A 15,645-nucleotide genomic window follows, 5' to 3' on the forward strand; every position below is an offset into this window, starting at 1 on the left:
GGCCACCGAGGTGTTCGAGACCGGCCTGCAACACGGCAGGCTCGGTGGAGTCGAGCATGATCGGCAGCGTCGAGGACGTCGCCAGACGGCTGGCCAGTTCCGACATGTCGGCGGCACCGTCGCGGCCAACGTAGTCGACGTTGAGGTCGAGCATGTGTGCGCCGTCGCGGGTCTGGTCCTTGGCGATGTCCAGGCACTTCTGGTAGTCCGCGGAGAGCATTGCCTCACGGAAAGCCTTGGAGCCGTTGGAGTTCGTGCGTTCGCCGATCATCAGGATGCTGGCGTCCTGCTCGAACGGCACCGCCGAGTACAGCGAAGAGGTGCTCGGCTCGTGGATCGGGGTGCGCTGGGCCTTCTCGACCTGACGGACCGCGTCGGCGACCGCGCTGATGTGCTCGGGTGTCGTACCGCAGCAGCCGCCTACGAGGCCGAGTCCGAACTCGGAGACGAAACCACTGAGGGCTTCGGCCAATTCGTCGGCGGTCAGCGGGTACTCGGCGCCCTTGGGGCCGAGCTGCGGCAGGCCGGCATTGGGCATGACCGACACCGGCAGCGTGGAGTACTTGGACAGATGACGGAGATGTTCACTCATCTCGGCCGGCCCGGTGGCACAGTTCAGACCGATCATGTCGATACCGAGTGGCTCGAGGGGGTGCAATGAGATCCTCAACGACACCCGTCCCGACGTGCTCAAAGACATCCACCGTGCGTACTTCGCCGCTGGTGCCGATGCCGTCGAGACCAACACCTTCGGTTGCAACCTGCCCAACCTCGCCGACTACGACATCTCTCACCGGATCCGCGAACTCGCGGAAAAAGGCACTGCTCTCGCCCGTGAAGTAGCGGACGAGATGGGACCAGGCCGCGACGGCATGGCCCGATTCGTACTCGGCTCGATGGGACCGGGAACCAAGCTCCCCAGCCTGGGACACGCACCGTACGCAGTCCTGCGTGACGCGTACACCGAAGCTGCGCTCGGCATGATCGACGGTGGCGCCGACGCCATCCTCGTCGAAACCTGCCAGGACCTGCTTCAGGTGAAAGCTGCAATCCTCGGCAGCCAGCGTGCGATGGAGCAACTCGGACTGCGGTTGCCGATCATCACGCACGTGACGGTCGAGACAACCGGAACGATGCTCCTGGGCAGTGAGATCGGTGCGGCGCTGACGGCACTCGAGGCCGAGGAAGTCGTCCAGGGTGAGGTCCGCGGCTTGCAACATGGTGCCCATCGCTCCGTCGCCGATGACAACGCGCTGTTTCAGCGCATCAAGCAGGGCAGAGTTAAATGGGGCAGACAAGCCGCCGACAGCGGGCTCCGAGGAATCAACGGTGTTCGGATCCTTGGTCTCGAAACGGTTCAATGCATTTACCTAACAGGACGATTGCCATCGACACGTAGAAGGACCGCGAACCGTGCCCGCGGACGATGCGGGGCACAGCTCGCGACTGGAGCATGGTCGATGACGAAGCGGAGTAAGAAATGACGGTCAGATCAGTGGCCGTGAAGACCGGGTCGATACTTCAGATTGCTTTAGCGACCGTCAGTAGTACGCACGAGGCCTCCAGCGCTTCGAGAGAATGTCGAGCATTCGGGACGATCAACAGATCGCCGGATGATCCCTCCCAAGCATTCTCGGCTGCGCACAGGCGTACCCGGCCGGTGAGGACATAGACGGTCGCTTCCCCAGGGTTCTCGTGCTCGTCGAGTTTTTGGCCCTCTGCCAGCGCGATGACGGTTTGCCGCAGGACGTGTTCATGGCCGCCGTACACGGTACGAGCGCTACGGCCGCTCTTCGAGTTTTCCGCCTTGTCGGCGAGTTGGCGAGCTAGCGCTGTCAATGACATCTTTTCCACGATGTTCGCTTTCTTTGCGTTTATGCGGTGCTGGCCAGGCATTTCAATCGTTCTCCACTGGTCCGGCCATGAGGAGGTTTCTCAGTTGGTTCATGGGCATCTCAAGGGGCGTTGAATCAGGGCTGATGTGGTGGGGGTGGGTGATCTCGTGTGGTGAGGAACCCCTTGGATCGCGACGTTCGATTTCGTCGAGGTAAGTCGCGCGGGTACGCGCGAGGTGCAGCGCGTCCGTCGTCGACGGCGATGGCGAGGGGCCGTTCTGCAGAGCGGGCCAGCTCATGCGCCAACATCGGCACAGGGCTTCGTCCGAGAGTTGGCTGCAGTCCGGCAGCGGAAGAAGCGGCACATCGACGGTGCTGGTGCGTATCAGGGGACTTTTCGGCGAGCATGGTAGTGCCTGTGTGAACTCGACTCTGCCGCCGATGTAGCGACACATCGGAGCCGAGGTGAGGGTCATCAGCAGTATCAACGGTAAGGCAGCAGCGCCGGAGAGCGCGATCAATCCGATGACAGTGATCACGACTGCCGCCCACGTAGCGCCGTCTCGTAGCGCAATCGTCAGGAGAGTTCGGGGCGGTGGAGTAGTGCGAAGCGTGATCGGTCGCAACCAGGGTGAACCCCCTCCGATCAATACTGCGGCAATCACCGCCGATACCAGAATGTCGGTAGGGACGGTGGCGGCTGCGACGATCCCTCCTGAAGCGGTAAGGATCGCTGCGGCGACCCACCAGATGATGCGATAGATGCTCATGGGATGTAATCCCTTGCCGTGAGGAAGTTTCCAGCTGTTCATGTCTCGGTGCGGTCCGCCGAAACGGCGAATACGTTCGATCGTGCGTGCACATCAGCGGTCCCACAACGGGCGGGGAAGGGAATGCGACTGCGCGACAGCAACGTCGATATACACGGTCCTGTGTGTCATTGCCGCTCCAGTTGCGCGAGGCACGTATGCGCGGTGTCCCAGGGGGTGAGCGTGCTCTCGATCTGGCGTGCGCCAAGTCGTGTCAGAACTCCGCGTATCAGACCGAGGTGCAAGGAGCAGACAACGCCGGGGTTTTGTCGGGCGACGCTTTCGAACGGGCAGGCGTGCAATCGGATACGCGTTTCGACATTCGAGGGCTCGAGTTCCGGATCGAACCCCATCTCCGCGAACAGGGTGGTGAGGACGAGCGCCGTCTCTTCTGCGGATCGGCCGGCTCCGGAGGTTTCGCCGAGATCATCCAGCGCCCACTGTCGACCTGCTGCCTCGGCGAGGTTTTCCGGATCACCGGAGTGGCGCGCGAAGTGCGCCGCTAAAACGTGGGCTAACTTTTCGTATCCGGAGGTGATCCCGACTCCTGATCCGAGTGGATTCTGTGCCCGGTAGAGCTGGCGTGGACGTCCTCGGGCGACGTTGTGCTCGGTCTCCTTCGCGATCAGGCCGACTTCGATCAACGCGTTGAGGTGGAACCGAACTGTGGTCACATGCAGGTTGCACAGATCCGCCAGTTCGCTGGCGGCCATCGATTCCGCGCCGGCTCGTAAAGCGTCCAGCAGTTGGACTCGCCGCCGGGACGCAAGTACTGCATGGGTGCCGGCGCGTGCCGACCCTGTTCCCTTTCGTATCGCCATACTGTAAGACTTTAGAGGAAAGATGTCCTCGAAAATAGGCAGTGTCCTGGAGGCCACTCATGACGTACGTGATCGCTGCACCATGTATCGACGTGATGGACCGAGGATGCGTCGAGGAATGTCCGGTCGACTGCATCTACGAAGGGGCACGGTCGCTCTACATCCACCCCGACGAATGCATCGACTGCGGTGCGTGCGAACCGGTCTGCCCGGTCGAGGCCATCTCGTACGAATCCGACGTCCCCGCCCGCTGGGAAGAGTTCATCGACGACAACGCCCACTTCTTCCATCGACTGCTACCCGGAGCGGCCGAGATAGTGGGATCACCGGGGGGATCCATGAATCCCGGTCGCGTAGGCGTCGATACGGAGCTGGTAGGCGGTTATCCGCACTCGAATCATCCGAATATCGGACCGCCATCCCCCGCGCGGGAAGAACGGCAATGACTCCCGTTGTGACAGAACTCCTGCCTTCGCGGCCCTACCCGAAACGCCGGGGGTTTAAGGGATCGTTCTTCTATTCCGCTGCCACCACGACCGATCCCAAAAAGCTGGGCGTGATGTATCTGGTCACCTCGTTCGCCTTCTTCATGTTGGGCGGATTGATGGCCTTGTTGATCCGGACCGAACTCGCCGTGCCCGGTCTTCAGTTCCTCTCGAACGAGCAGTACAACCAGCTCTTCACCATGCATGGCACGATCATGTTGCTGCTGTATGCGACTCCGATCGTGTTCGGTTTCGCGAACTACATACTTCCCCTGCAGATCGGTGCACCGGATGTCGCGTTCCCGCGACTGAACGCGCTCAGCTACTGGCTGTACCTGTTCGGTGCGCTCATCACCGTATCCGGATTCCTCACCCCGGGCGGGGCCGCGGACTTCGGGTGGACGGGATATACCCCGCTGACCAGTGCACTGCATTCACCGGGTGTCGGTGGGGATCTGTGGATCATGGGACTCGCACTGGCCGGCGTCGGGACCATCTTGGGTGGGGTCAACATGATCACCACCGTGATCTGTCTGCGTGCACCCGGGATGACGATGTTTCGGATGCCCATCTTCACGTGGAATGTCTTCATCACCATGATTTTGGTGTTGTTGGCTTTTCCTATTCTCACGGCAGCGCTGATGGGACTGCTCGTGGACCGACACTTGGGTGGGCATCTCTTCGATCCCGCCACCGGTGGGGCGATCCTGTGGCAGCATCTGTTCTGGTTCTTCGGACATCCCGAGGTGTACATCGTGGCGATACCGTTCTTCGGTATCGTTTCGGAGATCTTTCCGGTCTTCTCCCGCAAGCCGATCTTCGGCTATCTCGGACTTGTCTACGCGACGATCGCCATATCGGCACTTTCTGCTGCGGTGTGGGCTCATCACATGTTTGCCACGGGAGCCGTTCTGCTGCCGTTCTTCTCGATGATGAGTTTTCTCATCGCCGTACCGACCGGGGTGAAATTCTTCAACTGGATCGGAACGATGTGGAAAGGACAATTGACGTTCGAATCGCCGATGATGTTCTCGATCGGATTTCTCGTGACTTTCCTTTTCGGAGGTCTGTCCGGGGTGATATTGGCGAGCCCGCCGCTCGACTTCCACGTCACCGATTCGTATTTCCTCGTCGCGCACTTCCACTACGTCCTCTTCGGGACCATCGTCTTCGCCACGTACGCCGGGATCACTGCGGGGGTCTCGATCAGGTGGGACGAGCGCAACCCATCGCCTCCTGGTGCAGACACGCGGGTTCCCCGGATCTTGGGAGCAATACCGTTGGATCCGGACATCGTCCTCGATGTTCTCCCGATCGAGGAAGTCGGCGGGGAATGGATCATTCCCGATGTGTCCGCATATACGCTCCGAGACACGACACGGTAGCCGACAAAACCCAGGTAAGCCGACTTTCGGCCAATAGTGGTAAGTAAGGTCAGGTGATCGAACGATTTTTGCACGCCCGTTACCTAGCCGGTGTCACTTACAGCGTTTGGACGTAACCGATGGTTGACTCCACCGATCCGTCTACACCGCCGAGAGCGTACCCCGATGTCGCGCGGAACCTACTGTGGCGCAAAGATTCCGCACACAATTGACCACCGGTGACGACGTCGTCGACCCTAAAATCTTCGGCAGGATGACGTGACGGACCGAACCGTGAAGCATGGGGTCGGTGCCCACAGGTGTGATCTCAGGCTTGACTGTTGTAAGTCGCTCGACACAAATGTGTGCAACGGTCTTCGGTGGGGGCGCGTTTCCAGATCACACCCCCGTTGTCGTTACCCCGCAGTCTGCGGTTGTCGTTCGGGTACGGTGTACGGTGAGCAAACCGTCGGTAGCCTGGAGTTAGCGATAATCTGGGTGGTACTGTTACGGTGAGTTACTTGAAAGTTGTTCTTCTTCATGAGGTCGGGGCCGAATGGAGCTCTTCCCGTAATGAAACTATGTAGCACAGTGCATTTCCAGAACGAAAGTCTCTGCACTTCGTTTGTCCGTCGTTGCGCTCGACGCATCGATCGGCCTCACCGAGATCCGATCGACGCTTGCGGGATCATTGCAGCACCAATCCGCGTTGCCGGTTATCAGCGTCAAGACGGTGGCGCCATGACGAACACGTGTCGGCGTGAAGCCACATTGCTCGCCGTGTTTCTGGCCCAATTCGAACCGGTAGCCGAGGGACAGAAACCGACCCTCACTCGCCTCACCGCGCGCGAGATCGACCAGTGGCGAGAGGACTACGCGCAAGCGCTGCAATGGTCAGCTGCAACGAGTTTCAGCGCGAACGACGTCGTCGCCATCAAGGAAATGCGGCGACGGTACGGTTTTACCTCCGCCCTCTGAGAGTGCACTACGGGACGATGTGCTCGGTTCTACCTTTCGTCAACAAACCCGTTTTGCATGATCGGTGCCGTTTCACAGCGTTCTCGACCATGTCGACGTGGTGCGTTAGCCCTTCGTTTGAGATCCCCCTCACATAAATAGTCATCTCAGATGCGAATTATGTAGGTTCAGATCATGCAACTGACGCAGTTCACCGATCTGGGATTGCGCGTCGTCATGCGGTTGGCCGTACTCGACGCGGATGCCTCCCCCAGCACTCGGGATGTTGCGGAGCAGCTCAACGTGTCGTATTCCCATGCCACCAAGGTGGTTACACGGCTCGGTGAGCTTGGCATCGTGACAACCAGGCGCGGTCGCGGTGGTGGGCTTTCCATCACCGAACTCGGCCGCACCGCCACCATCGGCTGGCTGGCCAGACGCCTCGAAGGCCCGGGTGAAGTCGTCGACTGCGAAGGCGACAAACCGTGCCCACTGCGCGGCGGCTGCCTCCTTCGTAGCGCTTTGCGAGAAGCACAGGAAGCGTTTTTCGTTTCACTCGACGCGGTCACGATCGAAGACGTCATTCGGCAGCCGTCCAAAACTGTCCTGCTACGCCTCACCACCCGGAGCGACGAAGCAGGCTGATCAATCGAATTTCGACCGAACGGAGCAGCTCATGCTTTCCCCACAGTCAACCGAGGTCATTCGCGCCACCCTTCCCGTGGTCGGCGCCGCCATCGGCGATATCACAACCCTGTTCTACCGCAAGATGTTCGACGCACATCCTGAACTCGAACGTGATTTGTTCAATCGCGGCAATCAGAAGCAGGGCGAACAGCAGAAGGCTCTCGCCGGCGCCATCGCGGCATTCGCGACGCTTCAGCTCGAGCCGGACAGCGCCAAGGTCGATCTCATACTTTCACGCATCGCGCACAAGCATGCGTCGCTGGGAATCACGCCCGACCAGTACGCAATCGTGCACGAACACCTCTTTGCCGCGATCGTCGAAATACTCGGCGATGCAGTCACTCCCGACGTCGCGGCAGCCTGGGACGAAGTCTACTGGCTGATGGCGGAAACCCTCATCACGATGGAGCGTGGCCTCTACCAACTCGCCGGCGTCGAAGCCGGTGACGTCTGGCGCACGGTCAGGATCAGCGAACGAGTTCTTCAGTCCGCCGACACCGTCTCACTGACGCTCACGTCGCTCGACGGTAGCGCACTCCCCACCTTCGCTCCCGGACAGTACCTTTCGGTCGGGGTTACACTGCCCGACGGCGCCCGCCAGATCCGTCAATACAGCCTGTGTTCGATACCGAGCAGCGCAGACTGGCGGATCAGCGTCAAGCGAATCTCCGGAACTCCCGATGGCGAAGTGTCGAACTTCCTCTACAACAACGTATTCGAAGGTCAAGAACTCTCCGTCACCACACCTTTCGGCGATCTCACCATGCCGGACGACAACTCACCGCTCCTGCTCGCGTCGGCCGGAATCGGTTGCACACCGATGATCGGGATGCTCAATCATCTCGTGAACACCGGCGCTCAGCGTTCGGTCTCTGTCATTCATGCGGATCGATCCATCGCCGATCATGCGCACCGTGCAGAACTCAGCACACTCGTCGACAAGATTCCCGCCGCAACTTTGCATCGTTGGTACGAGGATCTCGGCACGCACGTGGCGTTCGGATCGGTTCACGAAGGACGGGCGGATTTGCAAGACATTGCAGTGGAGCCCGATACCCAAGCCTTCCTTTGCGGGCCGATGCCGTTCATGTTGGCGATGCGCGCATCGTTGCTCGAACGGGACGTCCCGGCGCAGAATATCCACTACGAGGTCTTCGGGCCCGACAGCTGGGCCAATACCTGAGCGGAGCCGACATGACGGAAGAGCAACCGGTGGAAACTCTTTCGCGGTGGTCCGGTTCCGGAGCGATGTGGCGGGTTCTGCACAGGACCCCCACCTCGATCACGGTGTCACTACGACGCTGCGACGACGGCGAGGAAGTGGACCGTCTGACCTCGTCCGATCCAGATCTCCTCGCGTGGATCGGTGACCGCTCCAGCAGCGAGGACAGGCCGGACGAACGCACCGCTCCGGACGGCACGTTATCCGTGGAATCGTGGTGCGATCAGCTCTCGGGGTAACTGTTCTGGGCTTGGGTAAGCGACGATGACACGTATACCGTCAGGGTCGCAGCCGTCGACGAAGGTTACTCCGCCGACTACCTGGGTGAAGGTAGAGGCATCGTATGCGCGTAGACGCTCACTGATCCGCGTAAGTTCCTCTTCTGTATCGGCGGACCACATGACGTAGTGGACGCCGATACTGCTGATGTTGCGCAGGGATGCGCCCTTTCGGACATACATGTAAATCTGAAAATCATCCGGCGTCAGAAGAAGCACCGCATCGCGTTCACGCAAGGCGACACGGCAGGAAAACACATCGCAGTAGTAGCTCACCGACCGATCCAAGTGGGCTACTTGCATCACCGACGAGGCAACTCTCGCGGCAGCACACATTTTTTGTCCCCTAACTCCCGAGCAGGCCAGAGGTCTTCACAGTACCGTCATGCTCGACACCCTGGCTCGTACTGCAAAACCGACTTCTGAACGCGGCAAGATCGTCCGCCACTGTCGCGTACACAGCGTTTCCCCGTCCGCGTGTCGAGTACTCGATCTGCGAAGGGAGACGTCGGCATGGTCGGTCCAACGCGACTAGTGTGCCCGACCCGAGGACCTTCGCTCCGACGATCGGGACTGTCTGAATAACGGTGGATCCGGTCCTTGATTCAACACGCCGAGCTGAGCTTGGCGGGAAGGATCGACGATGACCGAAACACTTGATCCCATGGCAGAGACTGAGGGGCACTGTCACGTTAGTCGAAAAGTATAGCGGCGCGGCTGGTTTGGGGCAGGACGCTACGGCACGCCGCCGGGACGTTCACTTTCAGGCGGCGGCATCGGTGGCGGTGACTTCCTGCCAGACCGTGAAGCGGTCGGCCATCTCGGTCCGCCATTCGGGCGCAGAGAGTCTGTGCCGGTTGGGCCGGAAATGCGGTGAGATGCCCGAGAAGGCGGACAGGAATCGTTGCGCGTGCCCGGTTGATGTGAAGCGTTTCATCGCACGTTCTCGCTGCCTGGTGGGTTGATGCGAGTTCTCGGCTCGATTGTTCAAATACTTCGACCTGCGATGCTCGACCGAGGCCAGCATCTCGCGGTGCGCCACCTGGTAGCTGGCGAGCTTGTCGGTGACGATCACTCGCGGCACATACTCCAGCCTTTTGAGCAGCTTGCGGAAGAACCGTTTGGCCGCCACCGCATTTCGGCGGGCCTGGACCAGCACGTCGAGCACGTTGCCGTCCTGGTCGACCGCCCGCCATAAGTAATGCAGTGTGCCGTTGATTTTGATGAAGACCTCATCGAGGTACCACTTGTCACCGGGCCGGGCCCGCCGTCGGCGCAGCTGGTTGGCGTAGGCCTGCCCGAACTTGGCGCACCACCGGCGGATCGTCTCGTAACTCACCACGACACCGCGTTCGAGCATCATCTCCTCCACCTCACGGAAGCTAAGCGGGAACCGGAAGTACAACCACACGCAGTGGTTGATGATCTCGACCGGGTAGCGGTGGCCCTTGTACGACAGTGAGGTGCTCACGCCACATTCTCCCAGTTTCCCGCGTTCAACAACGTGACAGTGCCGTTGGGCGATATGGAGCCGTGCAGCCGCACGGCCGAAGTGCAGTTCCTCCGCCACCGCCACGAAGTACGACAGCGGCCTCAACTCCAGGGGTAAGCGCACATCGCCGATGCTATTCGGCCAGGTAGATGCACACCAATAGTTGTTTCCTATCGATCGGAAGGGTCATTGGTATTGGACGTACCCGTCGATTGTCGGTGTGATGGGTGTCATGTTCGCGACGGTGAAGCACTAGCAATCACCCTTCGATCATCCCCGTTCCAGAAATAATCCGGCACACAAGTCGACGAAGGAAAACAATGACTGCCACCATCACTCAGACCCCCCAGCAGTGGGCCGATGCGTTCGAGCAGGCCTCGGATCAGGATCCCGAAATCCAGGCGCACGGCAAGTACTTCACTTGTTCGTACCTCTTGGACATGGGCACACATACCTTCGTCGTCGAGATGACGACCGGCAAAGTACACGCCATCACGGTCGATCCCGGCCCCCTCGACCGCCCGTACCAGTTCGCCATCCGGGCCAGTGCCAAGACCTGGCAGGGGTTCGGCGTGCCCGTACCCGCGCCGATGTACCACGGGATCTGGGCTGCCTCATTCCAACGGGACATGAAGCTCGAAGGCGACGTGCTGGTTCTCATGCAGAACTTGCGGTGCGTGACACGCCAGATCGAACTGCTCCGCACTGTCGGTGTGCCGGTCTGATTCACCAGCGCCACCCAAACCAGTTCAAAATCTCCCCCCAACGAAGGAACCCTCGAGATGAGCAAGATTTCCCCGGTGACGGGACACTACGTCGACGTCGACGTCGACGGCCTGCTGTACAAGGTCTTCTACCTGGAGAACGGCACCGGTCAGCCCTTGGTGTGCCAGCACACCGCCGGGGCTCACAACCATCAGTGGCGCGGGCTGCTGGAAGACGAAGAGATCACCGCGAATTATCGCGTCATCGCCTACGACCTACCTCGACATGGAAAGTCCGATCCGCCGGAGAACACCGAGTGGTGGACCGAGGAATACAAACTCTCGGCTGACCACTACGCCAATTTCATCGTTGCACTCGTTGATGCGCTCGAACTCGAGAATCCGATCTTCATGGGATCCTCGTTCGGCGGCAACATCGCCCTGCAGCTTGCGCTGCGCAATCCGGATCGCTTCGCCGGCGTCATCCCTGTCGAAGGTGCCGACTACTCGCCTGGCTTCTACCTCGACTGGTGGCAGCACCCGCACGCGAACGCAGCGCAGGTGTGCGCCAGCGGCACGTGGGATCTCATGGCTCCCCAGTCACCGGAGGCAGATCGCTGGAAGACCTGGTTCTATTACACCCAGGGATCCGAAGCGTTCAAGGGCGACCTGCACTTCTACTCGGTCGATCACGATCTGCGCGACAAGCTCGATCAGATCGACGGCGATCGCTGCCCCGTCGTGATGTTGACCGGCGACTACGACTACCTGACCACGCCGGAAGACAGCGCCCGAACGGCCGCGCAAATCAAGAACGCGCAGTTCATCGAGATGAAAGACATCGGTCACTTCCCGATGAGCGAGAACCACGCAGTCTTCCGCACCTACCTCATCCAAGCGCTCGAGATTCTCCAGAAGAACGCAGCCACCGCTGCATCCGTCTGACCTGTCCAGTACATCAACGCGCTCGCCGGCCACCGCAACAAGGGGGTCGGCGAGCAGTTGTTTGTACACTTCGAAGAGGAATACCGATGAGCATTAAACACTTTCCATTCCTGATCGCCGGCGAGGCGACGACGACCGATAGCCGTATCGAGATCCGCAATTCATTCGACGGTCGGATTGTCGCAACTGTGTCCGAGGCGGATCCGGTGCACATCGAGTCCGCGATCGCAGCTGCCTCGGCGGTGGCCACCGAATTCGCGAGTACACCCGTGCATATCCGCGCAGACGCTCTTATACACATATCAACGCGTCTGAACGACCGCCACGAGGAGATTGCCCAGCTCATCTCAGCCGAATCCGGCAAGCCAATCAAGTGGGCGCGTGTCGAGGTTACCCGCGCCGCTACCACCTTCCGGTGGGCAGCCGAGGAGGCCAGGCGCTGGAGTGGACACATGCAACGACTCGATACCGATGCAGGCTCGGACGGTCGTTTGGCTCTGGTTCACCGGGTCCCGCGCGGCCCCATCCTCGGGATCGCCCCGTTCAACTTTCCGCTCAACTTGGTCGCCCACAAAGTTGCGCCGGCGCTCGCCGTCGGTGCGCCGATCATCGTCAAGCCTGCGCCAGCGACACCGCTGTCGAGTCTGGTGCTCGGTGAGCTGCTGGCGGAAACGTCACTGCCAGAAGGCGCGTGGTCCGTGTTGACGGTCTCGAACGAAAAGGCTTCGGAGATGGTCCAGGATCCGCGTCTGCCGGTGGTCTCATTCACCGGTTCGGTTCCTGTGGGGTGGGCCATCCGCGATCGGGTGCCGCGAAAACACGTCACGCTCGAATTGGGAGGAAACGCCGCCGTCGTGGTGTGTGAAGACTGGTCCGATGAAGCCGGACAGGACTTCGCGGCCGAACGAATTGCGCGGTTCTCGATGTACCAAGCTGGTCAGTCCTGCATCGCGGTGCAGCGAGTATTCTTGCACGACAAGCACTACGAGAGCATGCGGCAACGGATACTGTCCTGGATCGGCATGTTGTCCACCGGTGCACCCGACGACGACGCTACCGATGTCGGTCCACTGATCGACGAGCGTGCTGCCGTGCGTGTGGAGCAGTGGATCGACGAGGCGGTGGCAGGCGGTGCGACCGTTCTCGCCGGTGGCGGACGAGTGGGGGCCGTTGTCGAGCCCACCGTGATCGAGGACGCGCCCCGCGGCGCGCGGGTACTCGACGACGAAGTCTTCGGACCTGTCGTGGCGCTCTGCAAGGTCTCCTCGGACGAGGATGCGTTCGAGAAGGTCAATGAGTCTCGGTTCGGTTTGCAGGCAGGGGTTTTCACCTCAAACCTGCAGACCGCTTTTCGCGCCTCACGTGTTCTGAACGTCGGTGGAGTCATCGTCGGTGATGTCCCGAGCTACCGCGCCGATCAGATGCCGTACGGGGGCGTGAAGGACTCTGGGACAGGCAAAGAGGGAGTCCTTTCGGCAATGGAAGATCTCACTGAGGAGAAGGTGCTCGTTCTGACCGGCATCGACGTTCTGTAGAGCGGTGGTTGCCGTTGATCCACGCACGTGGTTCGTTCGTCCACGACATCAGCCGACGGCGTCTTCGCATGAACGCCTCAGATCATTTCTGCCGGTTTGGGGGCTCATCCCAATCGGGGGTGTAGGAGTTGGGGTCTGAAGCCGCCGGTCTCGAGCAGGCTTCGGGCGATGTAGTTGGTCAGGTTGCGGAACCCGAGTGCGGAGCTGCGCAGGTGTTCGAGCCGTCCGTTGAGCGCCTCGGTCGGCCCGTTGCTGGTGCCGGGTCGTTCGAAGTAGGCGAGCACGTCAGCGGCTCGCTTCTTCAGGGTCCGGCCCAGGGTGGTGAGCTCGGTGAGCACCTTGGGGACGCCGGCGCTGAGGTCGGTGATCAGCTTCTCCATGAGCTCGCGGCCACGTTGCCGGTCCTCGTGGCGATAGGCGGCGATCATGCGCTGGTAGACACCCCAGGTCGCCTCGACCTCGACGTGAGCGTCATCAACGAACAGCGCGCGTAGCCTGTCGCTCTGCTTGTCGGTGAGCAGGTCCGCGCCGGTGTGCAGCGTGCGCCGCGACTTGTAGAGCGGGTCGTCCCTGAACCCACGGTGCCCGTGGATCGCGAGTTGGACCCGGCGCCGGCACCTGTCGAGGGCGTCACCGGCCAGGCGCACGACGTGGAAGGGATCCATCACCGTGACCGCGTCCGGGATCTCCTCTGCAGCGGCGGTCTTGAACCCGGTGAAGCCGTCCATCGCGACCACCTCGACCGCGTCACGGAAGGCGTCGTCGCGGTCGGCGAGCCAGGTCTTGAACGCCGCCTTCGACCGGCCCTCGACCATGTCCAGCAGCCTTGCTGGGCCGGCGCCATCGCGGACCGGGGTGAGGTCGATGATCACGGTGACGTACTTGTCGCCACGCCTGGTGTGGCGCCAGACGTGCTCATCGACGCCAATGACCTTCACGCCCTCGAACCGCGTGGGGTCGTTGATCAGCAGCCGCTTGCCTTCAGCCAGGACCGCGTTGTTGGCGGTGTCCCACGCGAGCCCGAGTCCCTCGGCGACACGGGCGACGGTGAGGTGTGCGACCACGATCCCTTCCAGCGCCCACCGCAGCCCGGTGCGCGAGAGCTTCGCGCGTGGCTCCGCCGCGGCGCTGGTGTCTTGGCGCCACACGTGTCCGCAGTCGGCACAGCGGTAGCGGCGCACTACAACTTCCAGCACGGTCGGTCGCCAGCCCAGCGGCTCGTGGGCCAACCGCCGGATCACGGTGTCACGAGCAGCGCCTTCGCTGCCGCACCGTCGGCACCACTGATCTGGTTCCACCACGCGGCACGCGAGGACCGCACGATCCGGTTCAAGTCGTTGTCCGGTCACGCTCAGACCGAGGCCGTCGAGTCGAGCGAAGGCGGTCAGGTCAGGGCGGCCGAAGCCGGCCGGCGGGGTAGCGTCGGACACGTCGAGGTCTTTCGGATGGATGGCGTAGGAACCTCCGTCGTCGGGAGACCTCGACGTCTATCTGCGGACCGACGCGCCCGGCCGACTTACACCGTCATCTGAGAAGACCCCTGAAACGTCTTCGACGACGACGGGACCGGCGAGGAGGAGGGCGCGGTGAGCTAAAGGAATGGAGCTTGCTCGGCTTCGACGCCGCCGCAAGCTCCGGTGAAACGGTCGGTACTGGTCGGTCGACGTCGGTCACCACCGGATGGCGGCGTCCCCCACGCTCGGCGTTTGCGCAGGTCAGTGGCTCGTTCGCCCAGTGGGCGCATCAAGCGATAGACGCAAAGCCGATGTGATTAGGTCGTCGGTTCGATTCCGACAGGCGGCTCCGGCGAACAGCCCCTGACCTGCGGAAACGCAGGGCAGGGGCGGTTCGGTTCTGGTGGTCGCGCGATGCGCTGGCCTCACGGCTCTGCCCGACACCGACGTCGCTCTCCTCTGCGACGGAACCCTCGCCGGCTGAGCGCTCGCGGCCGGCATCCTGTCCGTGTGCCGATAGGCCTCGCACCGCTCGGCAACGCAGCGTGGCGTTGCGTCGCGACCTGGCGACGGCTCGGCGGGGCGCGATCGTCTCGTGCGTTGGCGGACTACGGGAGCTTGGACGCGAGGACGTCGGCCGCCAGGATCTCGGGTGCTGCGCCGAGGAGGTGCTGGTTGGCCATCAGGGCTGCGACGATGGCGCCGTTGGCGTGGGCGTCGCGAGCGGCCTCGTCGGGGAATGCATCGAAGATCCAGAAGGTGTCGGCGTGGGTCCTGACCGCGAACCAGACAATCGTTCCTACTTCTTCGTTGGCGAGCGCGACAGCGCCGGCGAGCAGATCGGCGAGCGCGTCGTGCTGTCCATCGGCCGCGACGATCTTGGCGACGAAGGCATACGGAAGTGATGCGGGTGTGGACATGAGGGGTTCTCCTAGGTGTCGAGGTTTCTTGGTGAAGCGAGTTAAGCGTATGACGAGCAAGGGCATGTGAGAAGTGGCGTATACGGCAGTATTGCTATTGTTCGCGCCATGCGTATCGGACTGATCGCGATCGACGG

The 15,645-nt window shown here is 61.5% G+C and carries 17 protein-coding genes and 2 pseudogenes; 11 read left to right on the top strand and 8 right to left on the bottom strand.

All coding sequences use genetic code 11. The features are described from left to right. Window positions 1-658 (bottom strand): annotated as a pseudogene (locus ATN38_RS11500) (homocysteine S-methyltransferase family protein); the annotation flags it as partial. Between ATN38_RS11500 and ATN38_RS11505 the strand changes: the two are divergent. Further along, window positions 651-1,178 (top strand): annotated as a pseudogene (locus ATN38_RS11505) (homocysteine S-methyltransferase family protein); the annotation flags it as partial. The pseudogenes ATN38_RS11500 and ATN38_RS11505 sit on opposite strands and share 8 nt — an antisense overlap. Window positions 1,179-1,521: 343 nt before the next feature. Here the strand turns inward: ATN38_RS11505 and ATN38_RS11510 are convergent. The 3 genes from ATN38_RS11510 to ATN38_RS11520 all read right to left on the bottom strand — a co-directional run bounded on the left by ATN38_RS11510 (window position 1,522) and on the right by ATN38_RS11520 (window position 3,465). Next, window positions 1,522-1,854: a cupin domain-containing protein gene (locus tag ATN38_RS11510; RefSeq protein ID WP_070159670.1), complete on the bottom strand. Its 333-nt coding sequence runs from the start codon at window positions 1,852-1,854 to the stop codon at window positions 1,522-1,524. Window positions 1,855-1,897: 43 nt separating this feature from the next. Then, the gene (locus tag ATN38_RS11515) at window positions 1,898-2,605 is read right to left on the bottom strand and encodes a hypothetical protein (RefSeq protein WP_256931758.1); all 708 of its coding nucleotides are present in this window, start codon (window positions 2,603-2,605) and stop codon (window positions 1,898-1,900) included. Between the two features lie 167 nt (window positions 2,606-2,772). Next, window positions 2,773-3,465 carry a metalloregulator ArsR/SmtB family transcription factor gene (locus tag ATN38_RS11520; RefSeq protein ID WP_218748029.1) on the bottom strand — a complete coding sequence of 231 codons (693 nt, stop codon included), beginning with the start codon at window positions 3,463-3,465 and terminating at the stop codon, window positions 2,773-2,775. Window positions 3,466-3,524: 59 nt separating this feature from the next. Between ATN38_RS11520 and fdxA the strand changes: the two genes are divergently transcribed. The 6 genes from fdxA to ATN38_RS11550 all read left to right on the top strand — a co-directional run bounded on the left by fdxA (window position 3,525) and on the right by ATN38_RS11550 (window position 8,419). Next, a complete protein-coding gene (fdxA, locus tag ATN38_RS11525) occupies window positions 3,525-3,911 on the top strand; it encodes a ferredoxin (RefSeq protein ID WP_218748031.1) in 387 nt (128 codons plus the stop codon). Beyond that, entirely contained in the window at window positions 3,908-5,335 is a 1,428-nt protein-coding gene (locus tag ATN38_RS11530) for a cbb3-type cytochrome c oxidase subunit I (protein WP_374104616.1), read from the top strand. The genes fdxA and ATN38_RS11530 overlap by 4 nt, the downstream gene beginning before the upstream one ends. A gap of 720 nt (window positions 5,336-6,055) precedes the next feature. Continuing rightward, on the top strand, window positions 6,056-6,292 hold the full coding sequence (locus ATN38_RS11535; RefSeq protein WP_070159599.1) for a hypothetical protein: 237 nt from the start codon (window positions 6,056-6,058) through the stop codon (window positions 6,290-6,292). A 174-nt stretch (window positions 6,293-6,466) separates the two neighbouring features. Beyond that, the gene (locus tag ATN38_RS11540) at window positions 6,467-6,916 is read left to right on the top strand and encodes an Rrf2 family transcriptional regulator (protein ID WP_073513868.1); all 450 of its coding nucleotides are present in this window, start codon (window positions 6,467-6,469) and stop codon (window positions 6,914-6,916) included. Window positions 6,917-6,947: 31 nt separating this feature from the next. Continuing rightward, window positions 6,948-8,141 carry a globin domain-containing protein gene (locus ATN38_RS11545; RefSeq protein WP_166813998.1) on the top strand — a complete coding sequence of 398 codons (1,194 nt, stop codon included), beginning with the start codon at window positions 6,948-6,950 and terminating at the stop codon, window positions 8,139-8,141. A gap of 11 nt (window positions 8,142-8,152) precedes the next feature. Next, complete coding sequence (locus ATN38_RS11550; RefSeq protein ID WP_370852714.1) at window positions 8,153-8,419, top strand: hypothetical protein; 267 nt, start codon at window positions 8,153-8,155, stop codon at window positions 8,417-8,419. Here ATN38_RS11550 and ATN38_RS32720 read toward each other — a convergent pair. Together ATN38_RS32720 and ATN38_RS11555 are read right to left on the bottom strand one after the other, a co-directional pair. After that, window positions 8,381-8,794 (bottom strand): VOC family protein, encoded by a 414-nt coding sequence (locus tag ATN38_RS32720; RefSeq protein WP_083291349.1) that lies wholly within the window; start codon window positions 8,792-8,794, stop codon window positions 8,381-8,383. The genes ATN38_RS11550 and ATN38_RS32720 overlap by 39 nt on opposite strands. A gap of 427 nt (window positions 8,795-9,221) precedes the next feature. Further along, entirely contained in the window at window positions 9,222-9,929 is a 708-nt protein-coding gene (locus ATN38_RS11555) for an IS6 family transposase (RefSeq protein ID WP_070161960.1), read from the bottom strand. Between the two features lie 341 nt (window positions 9,930-10,270). Here ATN38_RS11555 and ATN38_RS11560 point away from each other — a divergent pair, with 341 nt between their 5' ends. The 3 genes from ATN38_RS11560 to ATN38_RS11570 all read left to right on the top strand — a co-directional run bounded on the left by ATN38_RS11560 (window position 10,271) and on the right by ATN38_RS11570 (window position 13,134). After that, complete coding sequence (locus ATN38_RS11560) at window positions 10,271-10,675, top strand: hypothetical protein (protein ID WP_003941837.1); 405 nt, start codon at window positions 10,271-10,273, stop codon at window positions 10,673-10,675. A 57-nt stretch (window positions 10,676-10,732) separates the two neighbouring features. After that, window positions 10,733-11,599: an alpha/beta fold hydrolase gene (locus tag ATN38_RS11565; RefSeq protein WP_003941838.1), complete on the top strand. Its 867-nt coding sequence runs from the start codon at window positions 10,733-10,735 to the stop codon at window positions 11,597-11,599. Window positions 11,600-11,685: 86 nt separating this feature from the next. Continuing rightward, window positions 11,686-13,134, top strand: a complete 1,449-nt coding sequence (locus ATN38_RS11570; RefSeq protein WP_003941841.1) for an aldehyde dehydrogenase family protein — start codon at window positions 11,686-11,688, stop codon at window positions 13,132-13,134. 104 nt (window positions 13,135-13,238) lie between these two features. On the opposite strand, the gene ATN38_RS11575 is transcribed toward ATN38_RS11570, so the two are convergent. Next, window positions 13,239-14,564 carry an ISL3-like element ISPfr2 family transposase gene (locus ATN38_RS11575; RefSeq protein WP_003941077.1) on the bottom strand — a complete coding sequence of 442 codons (1,326 nt, stop codon included), beginning with the start codon at window positions 14,562-14,564 and terminating at the stop codon, window positions 13,239-13,241. 176 nt (window positions 14,565-14,740) lie between these two features. Here ATN38_RS11575 and ATN38_RS11580 point away from each other — a divergent pair, with 176 nt between their 5' ends. Next, complete coding sequence (locus tag ATN38_RS11580) at window positions 14,741-14,905, top strand: hypothetical protein (protein ID WP_003941075.1); 165 nt, start codon at window positions 14,741-14,743, stop codon at window positions 14,903-14,905. Window positions 14,906-15,196: 291 nt separating this feature from the next. On the opposite strand, the gene ATN38_RS11585 is transcribed toward ATN38_RS11580, so the two are convergent. Next, a complete protein-coding gene (locus tag ATN38_RS11585; RefSeq protein ID WP_003941073.1) occupies window positions 15,197-15,508 on the bottom strand; it encodes a putative quinol monooxygenase in 312 nt (103 codons plus the stop codon). Window positions 15,509-15,645: the final 137 nt, after the last annotated feature.

The organism is Rhodococcus sp. FH8 (assembly GCF_019266085.1).
In the GTDB taxonomy this organism is placed as follows: Bacteria; Actinomycetota; Actinomycetes; order Mycobacteriales; family Mycobacteriaceae; genus Rhodococcus_F; species Rhodococcus_F qingshengii.

Excerpts from the sequence above, each read along its gene's own strand:
- ATN38_RS11515 (WP_256931758.1), bottom strand. The coding sequence starts at position 2,605 with ATGAGCATCTATCGCATCATCTGGTGGGTCGCCGCAGCGATCCTTACC.
- ATN38_RS11520 (WP_218748029.1), bottom strand. The coding sequence starts at position 3,465 with ATGGCGATACGAAAGGGAACAGGGTCGGCACGCGCCGGCACCCATGCA.
- fdxA (WP_218748031.1), top strand. The coding sequence starts at position 3,525 with ATGACGTACGTGATCGCTGCACCATGTATCGACGTGATGGACCGAGGA.
- ATN38_RS11530 (WP_374104616.1), top strand. The coding sequence starts at position 3,908 with ATGACTCCCGTTGTGACAGAACTCCTGCCTTCGCGGCCCTACCCGAAA.
- ATN38_RS11535 (WP_070159599.1), top strand. The coding sequence starts at position 6,056 with ATGACGAACACGTGTCGGCGTGAAGCCACATTGCTCGCCGTGTTTCTG.
- ATN38_RS11540 (WP_073513868.1), top strand. The coding sequence starts at position 6,467 with ATGCAACTGACGCAGTTCACCGATCTGGGATTGCGCGTCGTCATGCGG.
- ATN38_RS11545 (WP_166813998.1), top strand. The coding sequence starts at position 6,948 with ATGCTTTCCCCACAGTCAACCGAGGTCATTCGCGCCACCCTTCCCGTG.
- ATN38_RS11550 (WP_370852714.1), top strand. The coding sequence starts at position 8,153 with ATGACGGAAGAGCAACCGGTGGAAACTCTTTCGCGGTGGTCCGGTTCC.
- ATN38_RS32720 (WP_083291349.1), bottom strand. The coding sequence starts at position 8,794 with ATGTGTGCTGCCGCGAGAGTTGCCTCGTCGGTGATGCAAGTAGCCCAC.
- ATN38_RS11560 (WP_003941837.1), top strand. The coding sequence starts at position 10,271 with ATGACTGCCACCATCACTCAGACCCCCCAGCAGTGGGCCGATGCGTTC.
- ATN38_RS11565 (WP_003941838.1), top strand. The coding sequence starts at position 10,733 with ATGAGCAAGATTTCCCCGGTGACGGGACACTACGTCGACGTCGACGTC.
- ATN38_RS11570 (WP_003941841.1), top strand. The coding sequence starts at position 11,686 with ATGAGCATTAAACACTTTCCATTCCTGATCGCCGGCGAGGCGACGACG.
- ATN38_RS11585 (WP_003941073.1), bottom strand. The coding sequence starts at position 15,508 with ATGTCCACACCCGCATCACTTCCGTATGCCTTCGTCGCCAAGATCGTC.